The organism is Thaumasiovibrio clandestinus (assembly GCF_047250365.1).
In the GTDB taxonomy this organism is placed as follows: domain Bacteria; phylum Pseudomonadota; class Gammaproteobacteria; order Enterobacterales; family Vibrionaceae; genus Thaumasiovibrio.
Genome location: NZ_JBLBVL010000010.1, coordinates 1 through 16536, shown reverse-complemented (window position 1 = coordinate 16536; position 16536 = coordinate 1). Strand labels below are relative to the sequence as shown.

The 16536-nt window shown below is 43.8% G+C and carries 16 protein-coding genes and 1 riboswitch; of the genes, 11 read left to right on the top strand and 5 right to left on the bottom strand.

Translation table 11 applies throughout. The features are described from left to right. Window positions 1–4: 4 nt before the first annotated feature. Window positions 5–592 carry a molybdenum cofactor guanylyltransferase MobA gene (mobA, locus tag ACKLNH_RS13735; RefSeq protein ID WP_413112833.1) on the bottom strand — a complete coding sequence of 196 codons (588 nt, stop codon included), beginning with the start codon at window positions 590–592 and terminating at the stop codon, window positions 5–7. A gap of 337 nt (window positions 593–929) precedes the next feature. On the opposite strand from mobA, the gene ACKLNH_RS13730 reads away from it, so the two are divergent. Together ACKLNH_RS13730 and cobB are read left to right on the top strand one after the other, a co-directional pair. Next, window positions 930–1424 carry a L,D-transpeptidase family protein gene (locus ACKLNH_RS13730; RefSeq protein ID WP_413112832.1) on the top strand — a complete coding sequence of 165 codons (495 nt, stop codon included), beginning with the start codon at window positions 930–932 and terminating at the stop codon, window positions 1422–1424. Between the two features lie 100 nt (window positions 1425–1524). After that, window positions 1525–2244 (top strand): Sir2 family NAD+-dependent deacetylase, encoded by a 720-nt coding sequence (gene cobB / locus ACKLNH_RS13725; RefSeq protein WP_413112831.1) that lies wholly within the window; start codon window positions 1525–1527, stop codon window positions 2242–2244. Window positions 2245–2293: 49 nt separating this feature from the next. On the opposite strand, the gene ACKLNH_RS13720 is transcribed toward cobB, so the two are convergent. Together ACKLNH_RS13720 and ACKLNH_RS13715 are read right to left on the bottom strand one after the other, a co-directional pair. Continuing rightward, window positions 2294–5341 carry an efflux RND transporter permease subunit gene (locus tag ACKLNH_RS13720; RefSeq protein ID WP_413112830.1) on the bottom strand — a complete coding sequence of 1016 codons (3048 nt, stop codon included), beginning with the start codon at window positions 5339–5341 and terminating at the stop codon, window positions 2294–2296. Further along, a complete protein-coding gene (locus ACKLNH_RS13715; protein ID WP_413112914.1) occupies window positions 5341–6411 on the bottom strand; it encodes an efflux RND transporter periplasmic adaptor subunit in 1071 nt (356 codons plus the stop codon). Before ACKLNH_RS13715 ends, ACKLNH_RS13720 begins: the two co-directional genes overlap by 1 nt. A gap of 241 nt (window positions 6412–6652) precedes the next feature. Between ACKLNH_RS13715 and ACKLNH_RS13710 the strand changes: the two genes are divergently transcribed. The 5 genes from ACKLNH_RS13710 (at window position 6653) to pepT (ending at window position 10940) form a co-directional block, all read left to right on the top strand. Continuing rightward, window positions 6653–7246 (top strand): TetR/AcrR family transcriptional regulator, encoded by a 594-nt coding sequence (locus ACKLNH_RS13710; protein WP_413112829.1) that lies wholly within the window; start codon window positions 6653–6655, stop codon window positions 7244–7246. Between the two features lie 115 nt (window positions 7247–7361). Then, on the top strand, window positions 7362–8156 hold the full coding sequence (locus tag ACKLNH_RS13705; protein ID WP_413112828.1) for a DUF2189 domain-containing protein: 795 nt from the start codon (window positions 7362–7364) through the stop codon (window positions 8154–8156). A 4-nt stretch (window positions 8157–8160) separates the two neighbouring features. Then, on the top strand, window positions 8161–8931 hold the full coding sequence (locus tag ACKLNH_RS13700; RefSeq protein WP_413112827.1) for a glucosaminidase domain-containing protein: 771 nt from the start codon (window positions 8161–8163) through the stop codon (window positions 8929–8931). A 10-nt stretch (window positions 8932–8941) separates the two neighbouring features. Next, window positions 8942–9517 carry a DUF2987 domain-containing protein gene (locus ACKLNH_RS13695; protein ID WP_413112826.1) on the top strand — a complete coding sequence of 192 codons (576 nt, stop codon included), beginning with the start codon at window positions 8942–8944 and terminating at the stop codon, window positions 9515–9517. A 187-nt stretch (window positions 9518–9704) separates the two neighbouring features. Beyond that, window positions 9705–10940 carry a peptidase T gene (gene pepT / locus ACKLNH_RS13690; RefSeq protein ID WP_413112825.1) on the top strand — a complete coding sequence of 412 codons (1236 nt, stop codon included), beginning with the start codon at window positions 9705–9707 and terminating at the stop codon, window positions 10938–10940. Window positions 10941–11010: 70 nt separating this feature from the next. Here pepT and ACKLNH_RS13685 read toward each other — a convergent pair whose 3' ends face one another. Beyond that, entirely contained in the window at window positions 11011–11499 is a 489-nt protein-coding gene (locus ACKLNH_RS13685) for an ATP-dependent zinc protease family protein (RefSeq protein ID WP_413112824.1), read from the bottom strand. A gap of 264 nt (window positions 11500–11763) precedes the next feature. On the opposite strand from ACKLNH_RS13685, the gene yciH reads away from it, so the two are divergent. Together yciH and ACKLNH_RS13675 are read left to right on the top strand one after the other, a co-directional pair. Continuing rightward, complete coding sequence (gene yciH, locus ACKLNH_RS13680) at window positions 11764–12084, top strand: stress response translation initiation inhibitor YciH (RefSeq protein ID WP_413112823.1); 321 nt, start codon at window positions 11764–11766, stop codon at window positions 12082–12084. Then, complete coding sequence (locus ACKLNH_RS13675) at window positions 12085–12336, top strand: hypothetical protein (protein WP_413112822.1); 252 nt, start codon at window positions 12085–12087, stop codon at window positions 12334–12336. Between the two features lie 14 nt (window positions 12337–12350). On the opposite strand, the gene ACKLNH_RS13670 is transcribed toward ACKLNH_RS13675, so the two are convergent. Next, window positions 12351–13526, bottom strand: coding sequence for a cation:proton antiporter domain-containing protein (locus ACKLNH_RS13670; protein ID WP_413112821.1), 1176 nt, complete (start codon window positions 13524–13526; stop codon window positions 12351–12353). 67 nt (window positions 13527–13593) lie between these two features. Further along, a riboswitch (Fluoride riboswitch) is annotated at window positions 13594–13680 on the bottom strand. Between the two features lie 163 nt (window positions 13681–13843). Between ACKLNH_RS13670 and ACKLNH_RS13665 the strand changes: the two genes are divergently transcribed. Next, on the top strand, window positions 13844–15178 hold the full coding sequence (locus tag ACKLNH_RS13665) for an alpha-amylase family glycosyl hydrolase (protein WP_413112820.1): 1335 nt from the start codon (window positions 13844–13846) through the stop codon (window positions 15176–15178). 45 nt (window positions 15179–15223) lie between these two features. After that, window positions 15224–16495, top strand: a complete 1272-nt coding sequence (locus ACKLNH_RS13660; RefSeq protein ID WP_413112819.1) for an MgtC/SapB family protein — start codon at window positions 15224–15226, stop codon at window positions 16493–16495. Window positions 16496–16536: the final 41 nt, after the last annotated feature.

Genomic DNA, 16536 nt, shown 5'->3' with positions numbered 1-16536 from the left:
GAGATTAAAGGTCGTTTATACCTTTTTTAATTTCTGCTTCTATGTTCTTCAGCTCTTCAACTGTATTTATGTTGAAAAACCCATCTTGTTGAAAATCTATGGTGGTATACCGTTGAGAGAGAATGAAATCTAGCGCTTTTCTTTTACCTTGCAATAGATAATCAGTGAGCTTGGGCGCTACGCGCTGGTGCATGAGGCAGAATACAGGTTGTATTCGCTGGCCAATAGATACGACAATGACATCAGTATCCTCGTTACAGTGTAACTCAAGCCGTGCAAATAGATCTGAAGGTATCAACGGTGCATCGCAAGGAATAAATCCTACCCACTTCTCATTGAGAGATTCTAAAGCCGCTTGCATTCCACCTAAGGGACCAAGTTGTGCCTTGGTTAAATCAGCGATAAGTGGCCCATAATGTTGATATTGTGCTTGTTGGGTGTTGGTATTGATATAAATATTGTTGGTATGCCTAATCAGCTTTTGGTAAATATGATCCACCATTAATTGATCGTTCAGCTTCACTAAACCTTTGTTTGCTCCTCCCATGCGAGATCCCAGCCCACCAGCAAGTATTACCCAAGCCACTTCCATTGTTTGTCCTTGATCTAAAATAGATAGAGTACCATTGGAGTGGATTGATGCCTAGTGACGGACAGAGAGTAGGAGTCTCACACATTTAGAGTAGAGCGCTGAGCCCAGCACGTTCACATGGCGAAAAGACCAATGAATAAGACGCAGACAGCAACACTGCAAATACGTCCGATTAGGCCCATTTGATTTGGTTTTATCATTTCATTTTGTGACATTGTAACCTCCGAGCATTGTGAAAGACTGCGTATAACTAAGGTATATATAAAGTATATACAAAACTAAAAAAAAAGCGATAGCTATGCCTGTAATTTCATATTTATGTCATAAAAGTATGCGTGTGAGCAAAAGGGGCGCGTTTGGCGTTTGTTTGCTACTGCTAAGCTTAACGCCTCAGATGGCTCATCCAGCAGCAATCGATGCGTTGGTCATCAACAAAGAGCAGCGTCAACTCCTCGTGATGGCGGGAGAGCTAACACTGAAAGTAATACCGATTCGCTTAGGGTTCGACCCTATTGGTCACAAGCGTTGGCGGGGTGACGGACGGACACCGGAAGGAAACTATTACATCAGATCAAAAAACGCAGGAAGCCAGTTTTACCTAAGCTTAGAACTAAATTATCCCAACGATAAAGATTTGCGTTTTGCTGAGAAATTTGAGTTGGATCCAGGTGACAACATATTCTTGCATGGTCATCCTATCGAAAGGCGTCAAACGACGAATCAATACCTTTCGAGTGATTGGACAGAGGGCTGTGTTGCAATGGCTGATGAAGATATTGTTTTCCTATTTCACAATGTAGAAATAGGCACAAAGGTCATCATCCAGCCCTAAATAAAATCGATGTATAGGGAATGTTCGACTAATGTCGCAGAGAAAAGTAGATAAAATTGTATAAAATCAAGATACTAATTTTCGCTAAATAGGTGCACATATGTTAGTTCCATACCGAAATATTGTCATTTTAACTGGGGCTGGAATAAGTGCGGAGTCCGGCATTAGAACATTCCGTGACCAAGATGGGCTATGGGAGAACCATCGAATTGAAGATGTAGCAACGCCAGAAGGTTTTCAGCGTAATCCAGCGCTAGTTCAGAATTTTTATAATGAAAGGCGTCAGTTGTTAGGCTCTGATCACGTAGCCCCGAATGCAGCGCACTTTGCTTTAGCGAAGTTAGAAAAAGAGCTCGATGGTAAAGTGACTATCGTGACACAAAATATAGATAACCTGCATGAGGTTGCTGGTAGCCGCAATGTTATCCATATGCATGGCGAGTTACTAAAAGCACAGTGCTCTACATCAGGTCAAACAATAGAGTGGAGTAAGGACATCTCGTTAGATGATTATTGCCACTGCTGTCAGATCCCATCACTGCTAAGGCCTAATGTTGTATGGTTCGGTGAAATGCCAATTGGTATGGATCGTATCCATGAAGCGCTGAATGAATGCGACCTATTTGTGTCGATCGGCACCAGTGGTGCTGTTTATCCCGCTGCGGGTTTTGTGCATGAAGCGGCATTACAAGGTGCGCATACCGTGCAGCTAAATTTGGATCCGAGCGAAGTTGAAAGTGAATTTGCCGAAAAGCGTTACGGTAATGCATCAGTGGTGGTGCCCGCGTTTGTGTCTGAATTGCTGGAATTGAATCATTAAAGGCATAGGTAGGAGGAGCAAGTTTTTGCCACTCCTACCTTTTTATCGCCTAAGCACACGTTATCTTAACGCGAAAGAAAATGGCATAAAACAGTGGGATGATGATGAGTGTTAGCACCGTAGCAAACAATAAACCAAACATAATTGTTACCGCCATACTCTTAAAGAAAGGGTCGACGAGTAGTGGAGCAACACCCAATATTGTGGTTAATGCCCCAAGAACCACCGGCCTAGCACGAGTTAAAGCCGCATCGATGATCGCGAAATAGGGCGCTTTACCATTACCAATTTCGACATCGATTTGCTCTACCAGCACAATGGCGTTTTTAACCATCATCCCAATTAGGCTCAAAAAGCCAAGAATAGCCATGAACTCAAAGGGGGTTTGAAATACGATCAGCCCAACAGTAACACCGATCACTGCTAATGGGGCAGTTAACCAGATAACGAGAGGCTGACGCAAGGCATTGAACATGAATATCACGGATAAGATCATGGCACTAAACCCGTACGGGGCGGATATCGCAAGCCCTTTATTAGCATCTTTTGAAGCCTTGTATTCACCATACCAAATTAGCTCGTAGCCAGGAGGTAATGTGATAGCCTCTATTTTGTCGCGCACACTGTTAAAAGCTTCAGCCGTTATAATATCAGGCGCAGGATCCGCTTGAGCAAGAATGGTAGGTACCCTATCTATACGTTTAACAATTGCATCTTGCCAAACGATATCGACTGACTCGATCATTTGCTCAACGGAAATAAATTGAGAAATCGCATTGCTGAACACTTCTGCGCTTTGTACCGCTCTTTCATGTAGGCGCTCATTTTCTGGTGCACGAACAACGATGGGAATCAGATTATCAGCCTCCCGATACATACCGACATTACGACCGGACAGTGTTTGCGCAATGGCGAGGTTGAGTTCTTGTGTTGTTAGGCCAAAGCGCTGTGCCTCTTCAGCAGAGTATATCGGTTGAAGTACAGGTACCTGCTCACCCCAATCGTCTTGAATGGCGATCAATTTAGGTTCACTACGCATGATCTGCTTAGCTTGCTCAGCAAGCTGGCGCAGTATTTTACTATCTGGACCTTTGAATCCAGCTTCAATTTTTTTTCCACCGCCACGCCCTAACATGAACTTCCACACTTTAATTGAAGCGTCGGGATAGCTTATTTCTAGCTCAGTTTGAAGTTGGCTTATGAGTGAGGCAATAACGTTATAGTCGTCAACATCGACCAATAACTGAGCATAACTTGTATTACGAGCCTCTGGGGCGTAGGTCAGCATAAAACGTAATGCGCCACCGCCAATAAAGCTAGATAGGTTAGTGACGCCCTGTTTATGACGAATATCATGCTCGATGTTGGTAACGAGTTGTTCTGTCCTCGCAATATCGGATCCCTGCGGTAAATAGACATCAACCACAAATTGTGGTCGTTGCGATTCAGGCATGAAACCCGGTGGAATGAAGCGCACACTGTAAATGGCCGTTGATAAAATAAAGAGAACCAGCAAACAGCATAATTTACGATGCCCCAGTACCCACATAAGCAGGCGCTTGTACGCTAGGATAATAAAGCTTTGTCGTTGATGCCGGTCTCGAGATTTTATCTTCAGAAGATCATGGCATAACATTGGTGTGACGGTGACAGCAAGTAACCAGCTTAGCAACATCGAGTAGAGAATTACCCAAAATAGAGATCCTGCGTATTCGCCCATATCTGAAGGAGAGAGTCCGATAGCGCTAAATGCACAAATACCAACGACGGTCCCCCCAAGCAGAGGCCATTTAGTCGCTGTGACGACGTCAGATACAATCGTCTTTCTATCTTCATCGGGATTGTTTTGTAATCTAACCAAAATGCCATCGGTGACGACAATAGCATTATCAACCAACATACCAAGGGCAATGATCAACGCGCCTAACGAAATGCGCTGCATCGCGATATCTTGGACTAGCATGATACACAATGTACCAGCAACCGTTAGTAGCAATACAAACCCAATAATGATGCCTGAACGTAACCCCATAAACAGAAGTAACACCAGAAATACAATTGCAACTGCAGCGACCAGATTATCAATAAAATTGGAAATCGATTCGCGGACTGAGTCTGACTGCATCGAAATAGCATGCAACTCTATCCCCACTGGTCGTTGATTTTCCAACTCAGCAATACGTTGTTTTACTCGGTCACCCATTTCAACAACATTGCCACCTGCTACGTTTGAAATGCCAAGACCGATAGCGGGCATACCATTGTACCGCATCAACATTGATGCTGGCTCTTGATACCCTCGTGTAATATCGGCAATGTCGCCCAAACGTAGTACAGCATTCTTTCCGATTGCGACTTGCAAATTCTTTAAGTCATTAAACGTGTTGATGTTTGATTTGGGTATGACAGGGATACGCATATCACCTGCTCTTAGGTTGCCTGCGACTGTCACTAGGTTTTGCTTTTGGAGAACTTGATATATGGACTCGGATGAGAGCCCAAGCCGAGCCAGTTGTTCACTCGATATTTCAATGAAAATGACTTGTTGTTGCTCTGCCAGTGTTACCGTTTTAGCAACGCCAGGAACAAGAACGAGTTCGCGCCGTAAAGTATCCACATAGTTTGATAGTTGTTGCTGGCTAAACCCTTCTCCTGTCACGGCGTAAAACAGCGCATAAACGTCAGCAAAATCGTCATTTACAATTGACGGTGTTGCACCTGGCGGGAGTTGACGTTGAGCATCCGACACTTTGCGTCGTAATTTGTCCCACACTTGTTGCAGTTCAGCATTCGATTTAGCAAACTCAAGCTTGATCTCGACAGTAACTTCAGAGATACCTTGCTTCGATACTGACGTGATCTCTTTCACTTCTTGCAATGATTGAACTGCGCCTTCGATAACATCTGTTATCTCATCAGACACTTCTTGCGTGGTCGCGCCGGCATAGGAGGTATAAATAACGGCTTTTCGAATGGTGAATTCGGGATCTTCGTAACGTCCTAGTTTAAGATAGCTGATGTATCCACCAAGTAACATCAGGGATATCAACACCCAGACACTGGTGCGCTTAGCTATCGTATAGCGAGCGATATCCATTATTGACCTCCGGCATTTTCATTGCTGTAAGGTCTTACTTCTTGACCATTGCTAAGGCTAGATACTCCTGCAATTGCAATACGTTCGCCTTGCTTTAAATTGTCTTTGATAACTACCCGATCCTTCTTGAGATGTCCGACCGCAACGTATCGTTTTTGCACGGTATTATTGTCGTCAATTACCCAAACGTATTGTTGGCCCTGATTATTGGGAACAACAGCGGTTAACGGGATTGATATCAGTTGCTCATCACTTGTCTCACTTGATAACTCAGGGGAGTGCGGGAACACTTTTACTGCCATACCGGGTAAGATCCGCATTCCTTTTAGGTCATCAAACCCAAGAGCAACAGCGTAAGTTTGGGAAATAGGGTCAGCTTGTGTTGCATAACTACGTAACGTTAAAGGGAAACGATAGCCAGAAAGGGCAGAGAGCTGTGCAAATGCCTTCGTTCCGCGATGGCTTGACAGCATAACACTATGTGGAATATTAACGATGACTTCGAGATCATTAAGATCGTGGAGAATTGCAACGGGTGAGTTCGCTTGAATTTCAGTATGAATATCAACCATTTTCAAACCCACGATACCATCGAACGGTGCACGTAATTGGGCGTATTCGACCTGACGTTTGGCCTCTTCATAGCGTGTTTTAATCAAATTAAAACGTGTCATCACCGTATCTAGAGCACTTTCAGAAATAGCGCGGCTATTCTCATAAATGGCTTTAGCTCGCTCATACTCAATAGTGGCATTTTCCATTTCAATGGCAGCGGAGTTCAAGGCTGATTCAAGATCGCGTGAATCAAGTTTTGCGATTAACTGACCGCTTTTTACATGGTCGCCTTCATCAACGTAAATATCTGTTATATGGCCTCCAACACGAAACGCGAGATCAGCCCGTTTAGCCGCGCGAACGACACCATTAAACGCAGGTTGATTGTTTTTCCTATCCGTCACTGTTTCGGTTAAAACAGGTCTAATCACATGTTTGGTTGGGTTGGTTTCTGGGCTTGTGCGACAACCTGAAATAATGATTGAAACCATTAACACAGCCAGTCCTAATATCATCTGTCTGTGATTGCCTGTTGTTAGTGAACATCCTTTGTTACTCACCGAGTACCTTCCTATTACTAATGCGATGAATTACCGGTGTATATGAGACATATCTTGATGCTCAATTAACACCATAAAAGTAAACTTGGAAGTTTATATTAAAGGGCTATACTATAAAGGTAAACCGTTAAGTTTACATGCGCACGTAATCATTGGTACGATGAGACACAAACTTAACGGTGAAGTAGGAGGCGAGATGACCCGTTCAGAGAAAAAACATATAGCAATGATTGCCGCTGCAAAAAATGAATTTATCGAGCGTGGTTTTTTGGCCGCTAACATGGACAGTATCTGTACACGTGCCGAAGTGTCTAAGCGAACGCTCTATCGTCACTTTGAAAGTAAAGCGGTGTTATTTCAAGCGGTATTGGGGGAGATTCAACTAACTGTCGATGATACTGTCGACTACCCCTTCGATAACGCATTGAGCTTATATACTCAACTAACAGCTCTCACTTATAAAGAAGTCGATATTTTATACTGTACTTACGGGCTCGCTCTCTCTAAAACAATTATAATGGAGTTCCTTCGCGAACCTGAATTAGCGAAAAGCGTCATTAGTACGGTGTATGCCACGAGAGGAATTTCTAAATGGTTTGCCGAAGCGATACAGCATGGCAAGATTAAGCAAACGAATGCAACTGAAATTACAGAGGTGTATAACAGCCTGTTTCAAGGCTTTTTTTTGTGGCCACAGTTAATGCAACACAAGCCGATACCAGAAGGCCTCGAATTAGAACAAAAAATCAGTACCGTGGTCTCTGTTGTGCTGAATGCGTATCAGCAATAGGGTGCGACGGCTCGAATTTGAATCAGTTAAACTTCGCTTGCATGTGATCCTTTTTGGTAGAACGCACTGGGTAACGTATACTGTCGGCCAAGTGTTTTATTATGTCATATTGATCATGAACCCAAATCAGATTAAGAAAGGTTTTCACGTTGGTGGCTCGCTGGAAAAAGCATTAAAAGGGCAGGTTGTCATTAAACCTGTCGATATTTTGAAAGAGGCTTGGACTGTCACCAACAAGCATTATCTGCGCTTCCTTCCAGCGGTCATCTTTATGTTTGCCGCTCAAGTCACCATTTTTATCCTCTCCTTGATTATTCAATCTGGTGATTTACATACTTTGCTGAGTGACATTGTTGATGTTTCCAAACCGATTACTATCGAACAACTGTCAATGATTCAACTGGCTGATTTTTGGAAAGATATATTGAGTGCACCGTTTGTTGCCGGTGTTAGTTTAATGGGATTAAGTCATGCATTAGGACTTCCTACGCGTCCTAGACATGTCTTTAAAGGATTTTCTTATACGCTAAAGGCGACCATCTTTATGCTCTTGGTAGCATCGCTGCTTGGACTGGCAAGTTCGATTAGCCCTATTATTGGTGGTTATCTAACGATGTCATTTAGCATGGGATTATTGCTGGTGTGTGAGAAAAAAGTCACGCCACTGCGTGCGATCCTCTATTCATTACAAGCTGTGAATAGAAAACTAATGCTAATCTTGCCAATCTATCTAGTCGTGTTGATTTTATTTGTATTTTCTATGTTTACCATGGGGCTAGGACTACTAATTACATTACCATTTTACTTCAATGTAAAAGGGATTCTCTATCGTGAAATGTTTGGTGTGACGTTACATGTTGTCGCGACGGAATCAGAGTCTACGCCATCAAAAAATACCTTTGAGGCGTAACAGCATGAAGCATTTATATATGGCGACCATAATGAGCATGGCGGTGCTTACGGCAGGGTGTGATAAACAAGATGAAGAGCAGGGCGCTGTCTCTTCAGGTGTCGAGCCAATTGTCATGCCCGGCCGACCAGACTTTTCTGCCATCACCAACGTAACAGAGAAGAAAGAGGCGTTTTTCCAATATTTATTGCCGTATGTTGAACGGGAGAATCAGCGTATCGCTTACGAACGGCAACATTTAGTTGATTATCAAAAAAAGTTACTCCGTGGCGAAGTGCTAAGTAGTGAAGACGATGCTTATGCTGCTCGCTTAGCGAAACTATACAGTTACTCCATTGCTGGCAATGTTAGCCAAGCGTGGTTAGATGAAATGTTGATAAGAGTCGATGAATTGCCCCCATCTTTAGTGTTGACTCAAGCGGCGAAAGAATCAGGTTGGGGCACCTCGCGATTTGCAGTTGAAGGAAATAACTATTTTGGTCAATGGTGTTACCAGCAAGGATGTGGACTAATACCCAATTCACGAAACGCGTCGGCAACGCATGAAGTTGCACTCTACTCGTCAGCAGCAGAATCGGTACATGCGTATTTTATGAACATTAACCGTAATCGCGCATATCGATACTTGCGCAGCATTCGTGCTGAACTTCGGTTAGATGACGAACCTGTGACAGGGGAGGCGTTAGCTAACGGCTTGTTAAGTTATTCTGAGCGGGGCCAAGCCTACGTTTCTGAAATTCAGTCAATGATTAGGCAAAACGCAAACTTCTGGTAAAGGACTTGATATGCCACGGATGGTAAAGTTTATTCGCATCGTAATGATACTCTGTTTTTCTATCTCATCAGTGAGCGCAAATGCAGTACAAGAAATCACTCTGCACTACAGCGAACTCTATAACAAGATGAAATATAATGGTGATGAAGCACACCCTAATGTGTTTGTGCGCCACTACTTCATTGCCCCGACTACCCATGATGTTTGCTCATGGCAATCTGCCATTATGTTTAAAGGCAAGAAGCAAGAGCGATTGTCACCGCCAGACGATTATTCCTTGGCTGTTCCTATCGATAGTTACCTACGACAGGCGAACCCTGAAGTGACGTTCGTAATGACAGAGAACATTGACTGTGACTTGTCGGTAGAAGTGCTCTCTCTTGATATCGACACGCCTTTCTATACATTACATCATCAATTCGTATCACTTTACGAACAATTAAGTGGTTCAATTGGAAAGCGATTCTTACCCGATATTACAGGGCTTAACTACTACTACCATGATGGGCGCAAGCAAACATTTCAGCACCCCCCTTCAGCAGCCCAGCGTGAAGGGGCAATGAAAATCACCGCATCGTTTAAATGACAGATATCATAAATAGCTTGCCTCAATCTTTTGAGTGAGGTGAGCTTATTTAACCAAGTATCCTCATTTTAAATTGACGCACACTTCCTCAATTTGTAACAACACCGCTTTTAATGACTTATCGCAAACAAAACGTTCACAAAGTAAATAATAATGCGGGCAAAGAGTGAAATAATTGAGTGGTATTATGGATACGTTGCTTTCCCGTTTTTTAACTTACGTTCAAATTGATACACAATCTGATCCGAGCGAGTTGGGCTGCCCATCAACGCCAGGCCAATACGTATTGGCAGAGGAGCTTGAAGATGAATTGCATGATCTCGGCCTTGAGTGTATTAGTCGGGATACGAATGGTTATGTGATGGCCAAACTTCCATCCAATCTACCAAGTGGGCATAAGGTGCCCGCCATAGGTTTTATTGCTCACATGGATACAGCACCAGACGCCAGTGGTGCCTGTGTGATGCCACAGCTTGTTGAAAACTACCGAGGCGGTGACATTGCACTTGGTGCTGGCGATGAGGTGCTATCTCCGACGCGCTATCCAGAGCTACATAATTTGATTGGTGACGACTTGATCACCACTGATGGCAAAACATTGTTGGGTGCCGATGATAAAGCGGGCATCGCTGAAATTATGACGGCGATTTCCGTATTAATGGCACATCCAGAGATTAAGTACGGGGATATTTGGGTCTGTTTTACCCCAGATGAAGAGATTGGTCGTGGTGCAGATTATTTTGATGTCGCGCGTTTTGGTGCTGAGTGGGCTTATACCGTTGATGGCGGAGCTGTCGGGGAATTACAGTATGAGAATTTCAATGCTGCGGGCGTAAAAGTACGTTTTAAAGGGGTCAGTGTGCATCCCGGCACTGCTAAAAATAAATTAGTAAATGCACTAAATATGGCGACGGATTTCCATCAGTCCCTTCCTCGAGATGAAACGCCAGAGCACACTGAAAAATATGAAGGTTTCTATCACTTAACCGAGATGTCTGGAAACGTGACAAACGCAACGTTGAGTTATATTTTGCGCGACTTCGACCACGATGGCATTACACAGCGAAAACAACACATAGAAGAGATAGCCAATAAGATTCGTCGTTCCTATAAGCATGGTGAAGTGTCTGTCTCCATTACCGATAATTATGCCAATATGCGTGTTGAAATAGAGAAACACCCCTATATTGTCGATATCGCTAAACAGGCAATGATGCTGGCAGATGTAGAACCAGATATAAAGCCGATCCGTGGTGGCACAGATGGCGCACGCCTTTCATTTATGGGACTACCGTGTCCTAATATTTTCACCGGCGGTTATAATTTTCATGGCATTCATGAGTTTGTCACCTTGCAAGGAATGAACAAAGCTGTCCAGGTTATTGTAAATATTGCCAAACTCACTGCAGAAAGACACGCCTAAAACGCCGCGGCATCTTTTTTGTCCGATAAAAAAGGCCGTTTGCACGGCCTTTTATAATGGTATCTGTGTATTAATGAGCGGCTAAATCAACATCAACCAAATAGTTACCGCGTAACCAATTTCTACCGATCAATAACTTGTAAGTCATTTTGGAGCGATCACGTAAGTTTACCATTACGGGTCTTGTTTCATTATCCCACGTTAAGTCCATCATAATGCTATAGCGTCTCTCTTCACCTTGTGCATTACGGATAATACTAACTTTCTCAATAACAGAGCTGACCCGTGATTCCTCACCGAGTTCATTAACCGTGGTGAATGTAATGGTTTTACCGACGTTGTCACGCATATGCGTAGTATGTTCATCGCCATCGACCTCAATATCGAACGCATGAATAGAGGTGCTATTTGCTCCGGTATCAATGCGTGCTAGAAACGGTAATGTCGCACTTTCGACTTGAATGAACTCAGTTTCACCAACAATCTTTTTCGAATCAATACTGGCATTGGCCGACAGTGGTATCATCGCCAGTAACAAATAAGCAATTAACGCTCTCATTTTATCTCCGCTAACATTGCGCAATTTAAGCTCCATTTGCTAATTCATTCCTAGCCGCAATGATATGCATTCTGTTATCTGTGACTAGGGCTTTCACACACTCTGTTACACATTCAAATCGGCCACACAACAGGGTGTGAGATTACTCCAATACGAATGAACGAAAAAATCGCTACGTAGCAAAATTTGCGGCTGATATATCTTGTTGTTGTCTGACAGCGATAGCATAATATCCGCAGTTTTAACTATTGAGATGTATGAGCGATGAGTGACAGCAATCTGGTCTATTCAACTGAGACAGGAAGAATAAAGCAAGCAACACCTAAAACAGAACGCCCGAAAGGGGATGGTGTTGTTCGTATTCAGCGTCAAACAAAAGGGCGCAAGGGCAAGGGCGTCTGCTTAATCACAGGATTGGATGTCGCTGATGCCGAGCTGAAACTACTGGCTGCGGAACTAAAAAAAGTGTGCGGTTGTGGCGGCGCAGTAAAGGAAGGCGTTATTGAAATACAAGGTGATAAACGCGATCAGATTAAAGCGCACCTAGAGAAGAAAGGCCATACCGTTAAGTTTGCCGGGGGCTAAGTGGCCAAACCGCATAGTCGCGGGCCAACTCGTACAATCGATATTTTTTGTGCTAAGTGTCGTACCCCTCTTTTTCATTATCGAAAAGGCGGGAAGGGTAATCTTGTTAAATGCTTCAAAGAGCGGATAGTGAAAGATTACACCGTAACGCCATGCTGTTGTCCCAATTGCGACAGTCTATTTGCTCGTGAGACGCTAATTCGGGGCGCTCCAGCGTTAAAGATGATCGGAGGCAAGGTGACGTTTAAATAGTCACCTTTTTAATCTTAGTGTTCATTTTTAGCTAACAATTTGGTACCAAAGAGGTTAAGACCAATCAGCCCTATTGGCGCCGTGAAGATGATAGCCAGTACAGCAAGCGCTAGGATCGTTTCACCGTCAGGCAATCCAGCGGCCAACGCAGCACCACCCAGCGCTGCTTGAACGGTTGCTTTGGGCAAATAGGCAATAACACAAAACAATCTCTCCTTGATGTTCAGCGCTGAAAATTGAGTCGCAATCAATACCCCAATTGAGCGGAACACTAAACCAGCCGTTATGGCCATAATCCCTTTAACACCAGAATTAAGTGCAATGTCCATATCGACAGAAAGTCCAATTAATACAAATAGGGCTATTTGTGCGAAAAACCAGATATGCCCCAATAGGGTCGATAATTCAATGGCGCTGCGTTCAGCACGATCCAATAAGATAAAGCCAACGGCCATAACCCCGAGCAAAGCGGCGCTTTCTAAATAGTGACCAACTTCGACTAATAAGGTCGATAGCGTTAATAGTAGTAACACTTTCTCTATCATTGGTACTCGATAGCGGTTAAATACAAAGGCAAGAATACCACCAAGAATTAATCCCGGGATAAGGCCAACTAAAATTGAAACAGGAATCGATATCAAGGCCTGATTAATGGCGATATCTCCCGTTGTTGCCATTCCCATGCAGACAGAGAACAAGGTAATGGCAATAACATCATCTACAGAAGCGCCGGCCAATACGATAGTAGGAACTTCTCTTTTTTCACCATATCCTTTGCTTTTTAAATCTAGCATCGAAGGGACGACTACAGCGGGAGAAACTGCTGCCAGCATAAAGCCAGTTAATCCTGCCACGGCGTAATCAAAACCAAATAGATGATGGAAAATGACGGTTAATGCCAAGCCCTCAAGTATGCACGGAACAAATGCCATTAAGATGGCGGAAAGACCAGCACGGCGCAATTGATCCACGCTAATCCCTAAACCCGCTTTAAGCAAAATAATGGTTAACGCCAAAGATTTAATAAAGCCAGAACTTTCATTTAAAGACGCGGGTAATTCGAACATCGTTCCAATAAAGATACCCACGAATACCATACCAAGCACGCCAGGAAGCTTTAGCAAAGAGACAAACTTGCTAGCATACAAACCAAAGAATAGCGCGGCAAAAAACAGAAAACCTAATGACATGAAGCCTCCAAAAACATAGCAAAGAGAAACAGCAGCTAGATCTTGCCTGTGCTTCCCTAAATAGGAACATAACACAGGAGTCATCAGCTGAATAAGTACTGTTTTGGATAACTTATTGAGCGGTTAAAGGTGGAACCCCATCACCCGAAAGATCACTTTCAACGCCGATTTTACGGACAGAAGGAGGTATGTCAAGCCACAAAAGTATGAGGGCTATATTACCTACTACCATAATGTTAATGACCTCATACCCAGTTTAGGGGGATGCACAAAACGTGACGAGCGTTTAATATGACGTTGAATCAATGGAGAGCATTATGACATATCCATCAAACGTAATTCTTCACGCTTTTGACTGGCCATTCGCCCTTGTCACACAAAGAGCTGCGGACATTGCTGAATGTGGTTATACCTCAGTCCTGGTATCGCCACCTAATCAATCAGAAAAAAGCCCGCTTGGAACCGAGTGGTGGCAGCGCTACCAACCCACTGATTACCGTGTCATAGATAATCAGTTGGGGAACACGCATGATTTTAAGTTGATGACCGATACATTAAATGGTTACGGCGTCACTGTTTATGTTGATGTGGTGTTTAATCACATGGCAAATGAATATGGTCGAGAAAACCATCTTGAGTTTCCGGGTCAACAACGTCTACAGTCTTATGCAAATAACCCTACTAAGTACGATGAGATCCGGTTATTTGGTGATCTGAGCGAAAACCTATTTACCGCAGAGGATTTTGTCGATTTTGGGCCTATTACGGATTGGGAGTGCCCTGAGCAGGTTCAGAACGGTAGAATATCGAGTGGAGCAGGGGATTACGGTTTACCACCGTTAGCATGTAAACCGCACGTTATCGACGCACAACAACAGTACTTGCTTGCCTTAAAACGCCTCGGGGTTGGTGGGTTTAGAATTGATGCCGCTAAACATTTATCGCTTGAGCACCTTAACGCTGTTTTTACCCCAGAAATTACTGAAGGTATGCACGTGTTTGGTGAAATAATCACTGATGGCGGTGTAGATAGAAACGAATATCAACTGTTTCTGGAGCCATATTTAAAAGAGACACGTTTAAGTGCCTATGATTTTCCGCGTTTTCATGCGATATGGCATACGTTAACACAGGGTAAATCAATGACTGCGTTGATAGACCCATACTCCATTGGTCAGGCATTGGAGTACCACCGTGCAATAACATTTGTGGTAACACATGATATTCCAAATAATGATGTATTCTTAGACCAGGTGTTAACAGAAGAATCTGAGGCATTCGCCTATGCTTATATAATGAGCATAAACGCTGGTGTACCGTTGATATACAGTGACCTTGATACGAGTGGAATAAATAATTTGGCCGGTAAACCGCGCTGGAAAGATGTTTATAACACCGCATTTCTTAAAGCGTTGGTGAGGTTTTATCATTATACTTTCGGTACCACAATGAAGGTAGCAGCAACGAAAGATACGCTACAAGTCACTCGCGGGAGTAAAGGTATTATGCTTCTTAATCGCTCAAATAAAGCGCAAACCTTTAACTTGCCAGAGGACCTGCCATTTAGCGATCTGTTGGCGCCGGAGCAGGGCAAGCATTTAAATCGTATCGCTATTGGGGCAGGTAAGATTGCTGCGCTCATTGTAGAATAATTGGCAATTTTCTCCCACTACACGGCCGTTAAGGGTAGGGATACTATGGATTTTGCTACACAAATAGATACTCAGGCTGGGCGGCTGCTGATAGGGCTTATTCTTGGCGCAATTATCGGTATTCAACGTGGATGGGTTGAGCGTCATGAAAAACCAGGTAGCCGAGTGGCGGGGATCAGAACCTTTTCCCTCATTGGGTTAATGGGTGCACTGTGTGGCCTTATTAGTGAATACAGTGGCACACTATTTATCGGTTTAGCCTTTATTGCACTCGCAGCAATCGCTTGTGTGGCATACATTCATCGACGTCGGCGCAATAGTGATTTAAGTATTACCAGCCTTATCGGCGTACTGATCACCTTCTTGCTGGGTGTGCTGGCGATGGCTGGTGATATGATATTGGCAGCTTCAGCGGCCGTGGTGACGGCGGTAATCCTCGATAACAAGCAAGAGCTACACAGCGCACTCGCGCGTTTACAAGAGTACGAACTCGACGCAGCACTAAGGTTACTGCTTATTTCTGTCGTGATGTTACCACTATTGCCTAACGAGGCGATGGGCCCTTGGCAAGCCATCAATCCTTATGAAATATGGTGGATGGTTGTGCTCATTGCTAGCATCTCATTTGTTGGCTATTTTGCGATGAAGATAGGTGGCACAGAAAAGGGAATATTATTTACTTGCCTGTTTGCAGGCGTAAGCTCATCGACAGCACTAACGTTACAGTTTTCCCATTTATCGAAGCGCCAACCCGAACTGAGCGCTATGTTGGCAAGCGGTATATTATTAAGCTGCGGCACGATGTTTCCACGTGTTCTTCTTGTCTGCTTGTTGATAAATCCAGTACTGGTAACCCATATTGCTGTGCCATTGTTAACCATGATGACGCTATTTTATTTGCCAGCGGTGTGGATATGGCTACGTCATCGAGGCGAGGCAGTGACAAAACCCAATCAACAACAAAATCCGTTGGCGTTATCCGCCGCGCTATGGTTTGGGATTATCTTGCTGGTAATTATGGTGTTGGCAAGCGGGTTAAGGGTGTGGTTTGGTGATACAGGCGTGTTGTTATTGTCGGCCATTTCCGGGATTACCGATGTTGATGCGATAACGTTAACACTGGCGCGGCAAAGCACCAATCAGGTCGTTATTGCGACCGCAGCACTCGGCATATTCATTGCGGCTGCCGTTAACAGCATTGTTAAAATGGTGATGGTATTTACCATTGGCGATAAGCGCATGCGACTACTTGTCGGCATTCCTGTAATAAGTGCCGTCTTGCTTGGCGTGTCGTCACTGATCTTTTTAGCGTACTAATAAATATCATAGTTAACCCTGCAAGGCGTTAACTAAGGTGT